10 protein-coding genes are annotated in these 12,559 nt (G+C 50.6%); 6 read left to right on the top strand and 4 right to left on the bottom strand.

What is annotated here, in order from left to right; translation table 11 throughout:
* Positions 1 to 117 precede the first annotated feature (117 nt).
* From ABEA66_RS33700 to ABEA66_RS33685, 4 genes are all read left to right on the top strand, one after another.
* The gene (locus ABEA66_RS33700; protein WP_345594544.1) at positions 118 to 1,254 is read left to right on the top strand and encodes a glycerate kinase; all 1,137 of its coding nucleotides are present in this window, start codon (positions 118 to 120) and stop codon (positions 1,252 to 1,254) included.
* A gap of 62 nt (positions 1,255 to 1,316) precedes the next feature.
* Positions 1,317 to 3,092 (top strand): stalk domain-containing protein, encoded by a 1,776-nt coding sequence (locus tag ABEA66_RS33695; protein WP_345594542.1) that lies wholly within the window; start codon positions 1,317 to 1,319, stop codon positions 3,090 to 3,092.
* 44 nt (positions 3,093 to 3,136) lie between these two features.
* Positions 3,137 to 4,936, top strand: coding sequence for a stalk domain-containing protein (locus ABEA66_RS33690; protein WP_345594540.1), 1,800 nt, complete (start codon positions 3,137 to 3,139; stop codon positions 4,934 to 4,936).
* A 77-nt stretch (positions 4,937 to 5,013) separates the two neighbouring features.
* Entirely contained in the window at positions 5,014 to 5,742 is a 729-nt protein-coding gene (locus tag ABEA66_RS33685) for a phosphonate ABC transporter ATP-binding protein (protein ID WP_192701657.1), read from the top strand.
* A gap of 181 nt (positions 5,743 to 5,923) precedes the next feature.
* On the opposite strand, the gene ABEA66_RS33680 is transcribed toward ABEA66_RS33685, so the two are convergent.
* From ABEA66_RS33680 to ABEA66_RS33670, 3 genes are all read right to left on the bottom strand, one after another.
* Positions 5,924 to 6,910: a YpdA family putative bacillithiol disulfide reductase gene (locus ABEA66_RS33680; RefSeq protein ID WP_345594536.1), complete on the bottom strand. Its 987-nt coding sequence runs from the start codon at positions 6,908 to 6,910 to the stop codon at positions 5,924 to 5,926.
* Positions 6,911 to 6,996: 86 nt separating this feature from the next.
* The gene (locus ABEA66_RS33675) at positions 6,997 to 7,578 is read right to left on the bottom strand and encodes a class I SAM-dependent methyltransferase (RefSeq protein ID WP_345594533.1); all 582 of its coding nucleotides are present in this window, start codon (positions 7,576 to 7,578) and stop codon (positions 6,997 to 6,999) included.
* A 79-nt stretch (positions 7,579 to 7,657) separates the two neighbouring features.
* Complete coding sequence (locus tag ABEA66_RS33670; RefSeq protein ID WP_345594531.1) at positions 7,658 to 8,890, bottom strand: NAD(P)/FAD-dependent oxidoreductase; 1,233 nt, start codon at positions 8,888 to 8,890, stop codon at positions 7,658 to 7,660.
* 177 nt (positions 8,891 to 9,067) lie between these two features.
* On the opposite strand from ABEA66_RS33670, the gene fucU reads away from it, so the two are divergent.
* Both fucU and ABEA66_RS33660 read left to right on the top strand, forming a co-directional pair.
* A complete protein-coding gene (fucU, locus tag ABEA66_RS33665; protein WP_079909263.1) occupies positions 9,068 to 9,502 on the top strand; it encodes an L-fucose mutarotase in 435 nt (144 codons plus the stop codon).
* Between the two features lie 79 nt (positions 9,503 to 9,581).
* Positions 9,582 to 10,391, top strand: coding sequence for a hypothetical protein (locus ABEA66_RS33660; RefSeq protein WP_144027772.1), 810 nt, complete (start codon positions 9,582 to 9,584; stop codon positions 10,389 to 10,391).
* Positions 10,392 to 10,467: 76 nt separating this feature from the next.
* Here the strand turns inward: ABEA66_RS33660 and tkt are convergent, their stop codons facing one another.
* Positions 10,468 to 12,486 carry a transketolase gene (tkt, locus tag ABEA66_RS33655; RefSeq protein WP_345594527.1) on the bottom strand — a complete coding sequence of 673 codons (2,019 nt, stop codon included), beginning with the start codon at positions 12,484 to 12,486 and terminating at the stop codon, positions 10,468 to 10,470.
* Positions 12,487 to 12,559: the final 73 nt, after the last annotated feature.

Genomic DNA, 12,559 nt, shown 5'->3' with positions numbered 1-12,559 from the left:
CTCAAATCAGCGCTCCTATTTCCGCCGGAGAGATTTGGCGCTTGGTATGGACGCACCGTTTTGCCGCATGGCATAATAAGGATATGCCAATTAAGCCGAAGGAAAGGGGGCGCAGCAATGAAAATTGTTCTGGCTCCGGATTCATATAAAGGAAGCTTGTCAGCGAAGGAAGCCTGTGATGCTATGGAGCAAGGCATACGCCGCGTTCTTAAGGACGCTGAAATCATTAAGGTGCCGATGGCCGACGGCGGCGAAGGAACGGTGCGCAGCCTGGTGGATGCTACTGGAGGAACTCTGCATACCGTACGCGTGCAAGGTCCTTTAGGGGATGACGTTAACGCGATGTACGGCATTTTGGGGGACGGAGTAACTGCCGTGATTGAAGTTGCGGAGGCTTCCGGTCTCTATTTGATTGATAAGGAAAAAAGAAACCCGCTGCTCGCTTCTACGTATGGTATGGGTGGGCTGATTCGCCATGCGCTTGATCAGGGCTGCAGATCCTTCATTATTGGCCTTGGCGGGAGCGCAACCAATGACGGCGGAGCCGGCATGGCACAAGCCTTGGGAGCCAGGCTGCTGAACAAAGCCGGGGAGCCGATAGGCTTGGGCGGAGCTGCATTGGCGGATTTGGATTCGATAGATGCTTCTTCGATGGATTCGCGCATCGGGGAAAGTCGATTTATCGTGGCATGCGATGTGGATAATCCGTTATGCGGCCCTCAGGGAGCTAGCGCGGTGTTCGGCCCGCAAAAGGGAGCTACACCGGAGATGGTGCAGCAGTTAGATAGCTGCTTGAACCAGTATGCCGATATGGTTCGCCGGGATATAGGAGCCGATATCAAACAGCTTCCCGGAGCAGGAGCAGCAGGAGGGATGGGAGGCGGAGCCGTCGCATTCCTGAATGCAGAGCTGAAGCCGGGAGTGGAAATTGTCATTGAGGCGGCTCAACTGGAGAAGCACTTGAAAGGCGCCGGCCTGGTGATTTCCGGTGAAGGCCAGTGCGACTTTCAAACCGAACGTGGAAAAACTCCTTATGGAGTGGCCAAAACGGCCCAACGTCAAGGAGTGCCTTGTGTGTTGATAGCAGGAGCTATCGGCGAAGGAATTGAGGTTTTGTACCATAGCGGCGTTACTAGCGTATTTTCCATGGTAGATAAACCGATGGCGCTGGAGCAGGCAATGGAAGAAGCGTCTCGATTGGTCGCGGATGCAGCCGAAAGAGTAGTCCGGCTGTTTATCGGAGGAAGAAAATAAGTTATATTAATTATTCACAGCATTAATCATTATTACGGTACATAAAAAGGAGTTATTGATTCATGCTTCGTCATCTTACTTCATCGTTCAAAGCAGGAGCATTGCTAAGTACGGTTGCTGCCGTAGGATTTATGCTGCCCACATCGGCAGGAGCCGTCTCGGTTTATCAGCAGCACATTCAGCTTGTTCCGGAGAAAACCGAGATCGTTGTCAATGGACAAAAGGAAGTACTCGAAGAACCGGCGACGGTTATTCAGGATCGTTTTTACGTTCCTGTGAGGTGGCTTGCCGAGAAGCTTCAACTGAAGCTCCATTGGGATGCCGACACGAATAAAGTCGGATTGGTTACACCAAAGGCGTTTATTGAGTTTGATTCTAACAATGGCATCATTCAGGTGAACGGGAAACCGGAGGAATTTGCTTCAGCGGCTGAAATCCGCAACGATAGGCTGCTCGTTCAGCTGTCATGGATCGCACCATATACCAATATCAGCTACGAATTGGCATCGGATATGCAGAGCGCCGACATCAGCTTCATAGGAACACCGCCAACCGCCTATAAAGAATCCGAATTGAGGAAGGATGACGCGCAGCCTAACTCAAAGCCGATTGCTCTGTTCGCCCTCGGCAAGTCGTCTTACCGGTTGGGTGAGAAAATCGACTATGTTGACTTGAGCTATGATCCGGATGCAGAAGGGCTGCCGGTATATGAATGGGAAGGGAACAAGGAAGCCTTTTACAAACCCGGTACTTATCCCGTTACGCTAAGGGTCAAGGACGGCAAGGGGAATGTCAGCGAGCCCTTCACACGTTCGGTAACCGTAGAGGATGTCCCTTATCTGGACCGCGAGGCGTTTCCTTATTATTACAAGGATAGCGGAACCGTATTCCAGGCAGGTAAAAGATTGTTAAGCGGCGAGTTGCCAACCGAACGTAAGGTGCCGGTATTGGTGCGCCAGCCTGAGGACCGCGTGCTGATCAAGGGGAGAAGCGACAAGCCGGTTACCCAATACGGATTTTTATACCAGGATAAGGTGAATGGCGCGGCTAGATTATATCCGCAGTTCACGAACGGAATGGACCGTACGGCCCGCTTTGCCATCGTGCTGCGGAACAACGGAGAGAAAGCCGTACATATGACAACGACGCGGAAATCGGAGCCGAACCCTACTGTCTATGGCGAGGTCAGATCCAACAAAACCGCCGAAGACTTCTTAAGCTCAAAGGAGCTGAATGAGGAGCTTGTTATAGAGGCGGGAGCGACCGCATATTACACGATGAGCAAGGACCTCGATCCGGGTCAAGTATTCCAGGGTATGTATGATATTACGACGGACGGCGAAATAAGCGTTTCGTACGTGATGATGAAGCCTGGCGACACGGCCTATGTTCTCGGAAGCTATCAGGTAGCGGCAGAGAAGGAAAGCGGAACCTTCCCGGTATCGGAGGTTACCTGGCAGATCGACGCCGGTGCTGTAAAGGATATCACAACCTTTGGCATAGGAGATGCGGCTTTGGAACCGGCACTGAAGGGAACGAACGCAATGTCTAAAGATGTGATTCTGAATAACGGCAACACCGGCGTTCGCTATCGCATACATTTGGATCAGGCGGCTCATATGGCCGTAGCCCTTCATCCGAGAAACGGCTTCGTTCAAGGGGCAGTACGCGTGAATGGCAAGGTTGTACCGTTTCCGGCAGGAGGATTGACCTCTAATGAAGGCTTATTGCTGTATCGTACCGCTGGTTCGGAGAAGCAGCTGGATATCGAATGGATGTCTGCCGGTAATTCGCAGCTTCCTGTGGATCTCGTGCTGTATCCGGTAAATGCCAAATAATTTCCGTTCTTATCAATTTTATATCAAAGGAGTTCTAAATCAGCATGTGGTTTGCAAAAAAATGGTGTGTAGTATGGACCGCTTTCACTTTAACGGCCGCATCCTTGCTAGCGGCTGCGCCGGCTGCTTGGGCAGCGCCGGATACGGCTGAAGCAAAAGCAGTGCCCGGAAGCGTATCGTCCTTGTTGTATATAGGAAAGGATGAAGCCTACCGGAACGGCACTCCCTTGAAGCTGGAGGCACCGGTATTGGAAGTGAGAGGACAAGCCTATCTTCCGGCAGTCAGCCTTCCTTCGTTGTTTGGAGTTAACGTACAATGGCAGGAAGCAAGCCAAAGTGTGCAGCTGACAACGCCTTCCGCTTTTGCGGAGTTTCAGCTTCCCGCCAAACAATTGAAAGTCAATGGCATCACGGAAAGCTTTGAGAAGTCGGCTTCCCTGATCAATGACCGCTTATATATTTCCATGTCCTGGCTGGAAAAGCATATCGGTTTTAAGGCTTCGGTGAACGAGGATCTGAAACGAATCGATCTGTTGTACATTCAAATGCCGGGTAACGGGTCCTTTCATAATGATACGATGCCGAATACCAAGCCTATCGCCCAGTTTTCCGTCAATAAGGACAAGTACCGTCTGGGAGAGCCGATTATTTATTCCAATACAAGCTATGATCCCGACGGCGATGCGATTACAAGTGTGAATTGGACCGGGAATGCCGAGGCGATTTTTGAACCCGGCTTATTCAAGGTGTCGCTTCAAGTCACAGATAGTAAAGGAACGGAGAGCGAAGTGTTTAGCCGCAATGTAGAGATCATTAATGAGCCGTATCTCGATCCGTTCGAATTTAAAGTGTACCATGAGCCTGTAGGAACCTTCGTCAAAGATGAAGAAGCGACGCTGCGCAAATATTTGCGTGACATTCCGACTTTGCCTAACGTGGCTGCCTTATCCAAGGACCGTCCGCTAATCGTAAGCGACAGCCCGGAGACCTTTACCGAGAAAGGATTTTTATATCAGGAAAAGGTGAACGGCAAGGCGAGATTATATGCCGACCATGTTAACGGAATGAACGAGAAGGTACAATTCGCCATTGTTGTCCGCAATCCGAATCCGGATAAAACGGTTAAGATCACGACGACACGCTCAGGCGAAGTGTATCCATCCATTTACGCCAACTTGATCGGTAATGAAGCGTCCATCGAATTTTTGCAGGATAACGGTGACAAACCGGAAACGCTGACTGTAGGGCCTTATCAAACCGTATATTATAAAAAAATGCCGGAGTTCTTCCCGGGTCAAGGGATGAACGTCATTTATGATGTAGAAACCGACGGGGAAGTATATTTCTCTTTTGTAGCGATGGATGCAGGAGCGGACTTGAGCTCTATCGGCATGTTCGACCGTCTGGACTACACAGGCAATGTCCGCGGGACCTTCAACGGCTCCGACGTTACGTGGAACGTAGATGCCAAATCATTCAGCAAGCCGTCGAGCTTGACTATCGGAGACGGCACATCGGATCCATTCGTAACAGGCGATGATTTTTTCAGAAAGCATGATTCCTTGAATCTCGGCAACTACGGTGTTGTATATAAAATTCATATCGATAATCCGCGCAAAATGTCTGTTCTGCTGCTGCCGCGCGGCGGCGTGTTCAAAGGTCCGTTCGAGGTGAATGGTAAAATTATCCAAACGCCGCCATCAGGCGTCATGATGGATTATCAAGGATATACCATATTGGCGCGTACGGACGGAACAGAGCCGTCTTTGGATATTGAATTTACGCCTGCAGCAGGCTCGGCTTTCCCTGTGGATGTCATCTTCTATCCTTTAGATGATAAATAAGCGGTGTGTTGAAGGATCAATATAGGTTATACTAGAGGCAGCGATTGGATTAAGGTGGGAGAAGGAGAAGCGATCGGATGATTATTGTACGCAATTTATCGAAATCATTTCCGCCGGATCATCAAATATTATCAAAGATCAGCTTCCAAGCGGACGAAGGTGAGCTTATTGCCTTGGTCGGTGCCAGCGGCAGCGGCAAATCGACACTGTTTCGCTGCCTGTCCCTGAAGATGAAATGGGACGAAGGCCAATACATTTACCAAGGCAAAGATATATCCGGTGTGCGCGGTTTGGAGCAGCTGAAGCTTCGCAAGGATTGGGCCTATTTGGAAGAGAAGCCTAACCTCAACCCGCGGAAGTCCGCACTGAAAAATGTGCTGAGCGGTTTGTTTTTACACAAGGCCTGGTGGCGCATTCTGACCGGAACGACATCCAATGACGATCATATGACGGCGATGGATTATTTGGACAAGGTCGGTTTGCTGGATAAGGCTCATGAGCCTGTAGAAAAGCTTAGCGGTGGCGAGAAGCAGCGGGTTGCCATTGCCAAAGCATTGATTCGCGGGGCCAAGGTCATTTATGCCGATGAGCCGGTCTCCGGTCTGGACCCGGAAGCCGCCATCAAGGTGCTGGAGGACCTTCAGGATATATGCCGGAAGGATAAGGTCCTGGTTTTCTGCAGTCTTCATCAATTGGAGCTGGCCGAGAAGTTCGGATCCCGCATTTGGGGATTATCCGGCGGCAAGCTCGTGGTGGACATTGCAGGGAGAAGGTTAACTCAAAGGGAAAAAGAGCTTATTTTTTAACCGTGCAGAAGTGACTGTCATTAACCGAAATATCAAGAATAGAACTGTCCCAAAACATCGCTAGGATGAAGGGGCAGTTTTTTTGTGATCAAAGCCCGCTTGGACTCTTTTCTAAAAAAAGAAACGGCCCTGGACAGCTAGGCTGATAGGACCGTTTTCTCAATGTTATCTGTCGTACAGTTTAAGTCTCCGGTAAAGCTTGTGAAGCGATATGTCGGGCGATCATGCCGCCATGAAGACGGCCGCTCTCAATGAACACCTCGTTAGCGTCATTGCCGGAAGCGGCAACGCCTGCTATGTATAAGCCCTTGACGGTGGTTTCCATGGTATCCGAATTATAGCGAGGCGCCGTTCGTTCGTCGTTGAGTTCGACACCCGCTTCGGTCAGCATGGACCGATCGGGACGGAATCCGGTCAGCGCAAGGACAAAATCATTGTCAAGCTGCCTCTCAGTACCATTCTCGTTAATGGTAATATGCCGGTCTTCGATCCGAACGATCTGGGAACGGAACATCATGCGGATTTTACCTTTGTTCACCATGCTCTCAAATATCGGGCGCACCCATGGCTTAATATTGGGAGAGTATTCTTCGCCCCTATAAACCACCGTCACCTCGGCTCCTACCCGCAGAAGATCCATAGCCGCATCGATGGCGGAATTATTGCCGCCGATAATAGCAACCTTCGTACAGCTGTACGGGTGGGCTTCGCGATAGTAGTGAGTGACCTTCTCCTTCTCTTCTCCCGGAATGCCCAGCAGGTTCGGGTGATCGAAGTATCCTGTAGCGACGATCACATAACGCGCCAGAGCCGTGGAGACGTTGCCGAAACGGTCGCTTACCGATAGCTGGAAGGTTCCGTCATCCTGTTTGCGAACGGCGTCAACCGAATGATAAGACTGGACCCTGACCTGGCTGCGCAAAGCCGCATTGCGGTAATAGTTCAACGCCTCCAGACGGGAAGGCTTCTCATGGGGCGTTGTAAATGGAATGCCGCCGATCTCCAGAAGCTCCGGCGTGCTGAAAAAATGCATATAAGTTGGATATAAGCTTATGGAATGGGCGATGCAATTTTTCTCAATGATGAGCGGGTTGATGCCGATTTTCTGCAGCTCAATAGCCGCTGATAAACCGCAAGGGCCGGCCCCGACGATAATAACTTCCTCCATTTAGGGAAACACCTCGCTTGTCGATTACGATCAGACGTATGTAGATTACACTTTTATAGTAACCGATCAAGAGTAAGTCTGCCAAGTCAGTAGCTTCTTTTTTGGCACACATAGACGAAAGCGGGAGGAACATTCAACAACACGAACTGGATCGACAAAATATCAAAATACGCTTGCAGCTGCTTTTTCATTTGCAGTGAATATTGAAAAGCGATGAAATAGCCGTTTGGTTGTAACGATTGATAAATCTGCTCCATTAATGCTTCGCGGAAAGCAGGCTGAAAATTGGCGAAGGGCAGGCCGCTAATGATGCAATCGACTTGTTCCAGCCCTTCTTGACGAATGGATTCGGACAAGCTCAGGGCATCGAAATACGTGCTCGAAACAGGATATTGAAACGCGAGCTGCTTGTGCAAATAAGGATCTTTTTCGAAAAGTATTGCCTTCGTCCCCGGTTTCATAGCTTCATGAATTGCGCGTGTAATGACTCCGGTTCCGCAGCCAAGCTCGGCTACGCTGCCTACTTCACTCCAAGGCACGTTATCAATCATTTTGTTAGTCAAAAATCGTGAGCTTGGAGTTACACTGCCGATAGTTCTGGGGGTACGAATAAATTGATAAAAGAATTTTACTTTTTCTATAGCCGCAGACGGCAGATTGGCATTCATTCCCTTGTCCTCCTTTTTCAGATAAATCCATTATATCTTAAACTGGGAGGCCGAACATGAAACTTACCTGAAAAGTTTCTTAAGAATACGATAACTGCCTGGAGGGCCGGTCAAAACGGAACAAATGAGCATCCGGATGGCTGCCTGAGGCTATCAAGGAGCTGATGATTTGTCCGGCGATCGTGCAGTAGACCGTTCCGTTGCCGCCGTATCCCAGAGCAAAGTAACAATGCGGGAACTCCTCCTGGGTCCCTATTAAGGGGAGCCCGTCATGTGTGGACCCGAAGGTGGCGGACCAAGAATACTCCGCTTGGAGACGGCCCAATTCAGGAAAAAGCTTTGTCGTTTCGGCCAGCAGCAGTTCTTTTTTGCGCAGGAGCATGGCATCTCTTTCTTGCGCGTTGGCAGTGGCTTCGTCCATTCCTCCAATAATGATCCGGTTATCGGCAGTTGTTCTTATGTATAGATAAGGCCGGGCGGTTTCCCAGATGAGACATTGCTCGTACCATCCCGGGAAAGCACCTAGTCTCTGTGTAGCGACAGCAAACGTGCTTTCCAACATGGCATTCGGATTCCGTTTCATCATCTGTGCTTCATAACCGGTTGCAATCACCGCTTTGGCTGCCGTAATGGTCCTGCGCATTCTGGTATGAAAGACGAGATGGTTCTCATAGGCGACATGGCTTCTAATTTCCGTATCCGTATACACTCGCAGCCCGAATTTTTTGGATAAGATCTCAATCAATCCATTAGCCAATTTGTAAGGGTTGAAGACGGCATCGCCTTCACTATAGATAGCCCCGGGCTTATGGAAAGAGAAGGAGCGGGAGATTTGCTCCGCCTCCCAATAGCTTACGGAAAATCCGTACCGTTGCAACAGTTCATATTCTTTACGCAAGGACGCCAGATCATTCTCTTGGGATGCGACATAGAGACAGCTTCTTTTAAGGTATTCCGCATCGAGATCCAGCTCTGCACAGATTCTACCAAGCTCGTTCACGGCATCTCTGCATAATTGATAGAATCTGACGCCATTCTGTTCGCCAAAGGAATGGATGCAGGATGTCAACGATTTGTCGTTGCTGCATTGAAGAATGCCGGAATTGGCCGCCGTCGTGCCTGCCCCGATGGATCGCTTGTCCACAAGGACTGCGTTCACTCCTTGCTTCATTAAATAGTAGCCGCAGAGTGCGCCGGCCACACCGCCTCCAATGATCAGCACATCACAGGTAATATCCTCTTCTAGAGAGGGATATTGAGGAGGTTGGGGCAGCGTATCCGGCCATAGCAGCTTCCCGGTGAATAAATCCATATAAAGGGCTCCTTTTCCATCTGTTGATTCTAATATGGTTTCACCGCTTTTTGTTATTATTCAACTCATATTTCCGACTATCCAACTATAGGTAACGATTTTTGGTACGTATTGACAATTTCTTCTGCGTCCGTTTAGGATAGATAAGAATCAGTCCGAATAGAGAGGAAGTTTACGATGTTAAAAGGAATTCCTTCCATTTTGTCCCCGGATTTGTTAAAGGTTCTCATGGAAATGGGTCATGGCGACGAGATTGTATTGGCCGACGGCAATTTTCCGGCGGCAAGCCACGCTCAGCGTTTAATCCGCTGCGACGGACACGCTATTCCAGAGCTATTGGACGCGATATTGACATTTTTTCCGCTCGATACTTATGCTGACCATGCCGTCGCGTTGATGGAAGTAGTTCCCGGTGATCCGGTTGTCCCCGTCATTTGGGATGAATACAGAGCCTTGATAGCTAAGCATGATCCTCAAGCAGGAGAGCTTAAGCAGGTGGAGCGCTTTGCTTTTTACGAGCGGGCCAAGCAGGCGTACGCAGTGATTGCGACGGGAGAGCGCGCATTGTACGCAAACCTAATTTTGAAAAAAGGCGTTGTCGCCGAATCCTAGCATGATTGCGTTGGAAGGTTCATAGAATAGAGCATAGCTTGTTGATTCTATGAAACTGGAATGACGGAGGAGCCATCGTATGGTAGCACATATGCTGAGAAAGGTCGCCGGTTGGCCGGCCAGGTCGCATTATCCCATGCTGGCCGCCGCTTTTTTGCTAGGCAATTTGATCGCGGTCATCTATTCCGTTATGCAGCCGTCTTCTACTTTTCCATTGCGACAGCACTATACCTACCAGGAAACGGTGGCATCCAACGGAGTGAAATTGTATTCGATCCAAACGGTTCCGGACAACATCGTGCTAAAGCCGATCACATCGAATGTATCTGTGACGCCGGACTTCGGGATTAACGGCGGATTTTTTTGGAACGGGGATTTGCTCAGCATTGCGGTCATCAACGATCAGCCCCTAAAAGGCGAGCAGGACGATTATGGCTCCGGCTGGTATAACATTGATTATCCTAAAGGGACCTTAATATGGGACGAGATTACCCGTCAATTCTCGGTTCAAGTGGTACAGGACGCCCATCAGATTAAAGTGACGGACAGGCAGCATTACTGGGCGCAGGGAGGAGTCAGCATGTCTCTCGGCCATGACGACCAGTGGGTACACCAAGCGCTGGCGGAAGATATGCCCGCGTTTGACGAGCCGCGGCTCCGGTCAGGCGCGGTATATGATGACAGGCAAAACCTGTGGCTTATCGTTACGGACAAGCCCTGCACGGTCGAGCAGTTCCGTACGGCAATCGTGGAGAAAATCGGAAAGCACCGCCTCGTGGATGGCATATTCCTGGACGGAGACGGTTCAAGCCAAATGAATACCGCACAGAAGGTGCTGAAGGGTGATTCGCGGGAAGTGTACCAGATGCTTGCTCTCAAAAGAAAATAAGTCAGATAAGAAAAAAGCCGACGATTCCTCTTTACGAGGAACCTCGGCTTATTTGCTTAATATGATGCATTTACAGTTATCCCAGAAGCGCTTTAACGCGTGCGACAACGTGGTCCACGGTAAACCCGTATTCTTTCATAACCAGAGAGGCAGGGGCGGATGCGCCGAAACGGTCTATGCCCATAATATCGCCTTTGATGCCGACATATTGATGCCAGCCTTGAGGGGATGCCATTTCCACCGACAGTCTGGCCTCGACATCCGGCAAAATGACCGAATCCTTATAGGCTTGAGGCTGCTTGTTGAACAGCTCCCAGCTAGGCATACTGATGACGCGGACGTGGATTCCTTGCTCTGCAAGCTTCTCTTGCGCTCCGATCGCCAGCTGCACTTCGGAGCCTGTTGCGATGATTTGTGCCTGAGGCTTGCCGTTCGCAGCATCGGAGATGACGTAGGCTCCCCGCTTTAAGCCTTCCGCACCCAGGGTTGAGGTATTGGCAAGAATAGGCAGCGCTTGGCGAGTCAGGATTAACGCAACCGGTCCCGATTGATTTTGCAGCGCATATTTCCATGCCAGGCTCGTTTCATTAGCATCTGCCGGACGCAGAACCGTGATGCCCGGGATGCATCGCAGGGCGGTCAGCTGCTCGATAGGCTCATGAGTAGGGCCGTCCTCTCCAACAGCTATGCTGTCATGCGTAAATACATAAATGGCTGGCAGCTTCATGATGGAAGCAAGGCGAATGGCTGGACGCAGGTAGTCGGAGAATACGAAGAAGGTCGCCACGAAGGCACGAACGCCTTGGTGGAGAAGCATACCGTTCAATGCAGCCCCCATGGCGAATTCCCGTACGCCGAAGAAAATATTGCGTTGGCTGTAATCGTCGCGGGTCATTCGGCCCGAGTATTTGATATTCGTCTTGGTCGAGGTCTCGAGATCCGCTGAACCGCCTAGAAGGTAAGGAACGTTCTTGGCGAGTCCGTTCAACGCATTCTCGGAGGCGGAGCGGGTAGCAATAGCCTTATCACTTGTCGAATAGAAAGGCAAGGCCGCATCCCAGCCTTCAGGCAGCTGGCCGCTGACGGCTGTATCTAACTGTCCTGCCAGCTCAGGGAACGCTTGACGATACTCTTCATACTTGGCTTTCCAAGCTGCTTCATGCGCAGCGCCTTCCTGCTGGAAACGGGCAAAATGCTCCTTGACCTCCTCCGGAATGTAGAAGTCAGGCTCACTTGGCCATCCGTAGAATTGTTTGGTTAACACGGTTTCGTCCTTACCCAGCGGTGCGCCGTGTGAACCATGCTCACCCGCTTTGCCGCTCTTGTTAGGGCTGCCGTAGCCGATCACGGTTTTAACCTCGATCAGGGACGGACGAGGGTCAGCCTGCGCAGCGGCGATGGCTTTATGGATAGCCTCGAGGTCGTTACCGTCCTCAACCCGCTGAACATGCCAGCGATAGCTGCTAAAGCGCTGCTGGATGTCCTCGGAGAAGGAGAGGCTAAGATCACCGTCCAGAGAAATATCGTTGGAGTCATAGAATACGATTAGCTTGCCCAGCTGCAAGTGACCGGCAAGGGAAGCCGCTTCTTCGGAAATGCCTTCCATCATATCTCCGTCGCCGCAAATCGCATAGGTGTAGTGATTGATAATGTCGAAGCCTTCGCAGTTATAGGCTGCGGCCAAATGGGCCTCGGCCATAGCCATGCCTACTGCCATAGCTACCCCCTGTCCCAGTGGGCCGGTTGTCGCGTCGACGCCTGCGGTATGCCCGTACTCCGGATGACCTGGAGTCAGGCTGCCCCATTGGCGGAAGTTTTTTAATTCTTCAAGAGGGAGATCATAGCCGAAGAGATGAAGCAGGCTGTACAGCAGCATGGAGCCGTGTCCCGCCGACAGCACGAAGCGGTCGCGGTTGATCCATTGCGGATTGCCGGGGTTATGCTTCATAAAATTTGTCCAAAGCTCGTATGCCATGGGGGCTGACCCCATCGGCATGCCGGGATGGCCGGAATTGGCTTTGTCGATGGCATCGATGGCAAGCGTTCTGATGGTGTTAATCGCTTTCTGCTGAATGCTCTGTTGGATTAAGGTCATTCGTGTAACATCCTCCTTTAAAGTAGAAGTCGTGCTCTTCTATGATTATAATGGAGGGCAGAGGTATATATGA

The organism is Paenibacillus vulneris (genome assembly GCF_039543185.1).
Classification (GTDB): Bacteria; Bacillota; Bacilli; order Paenibacillales; family NBRC-103111; genus Paenibacillus_S; species Paenibacillus_S vulneris.
Note: the sequence above shows the minus strand (reverse complement) of the source record. Positions and strands in the feature narration are given on the sequence as shown.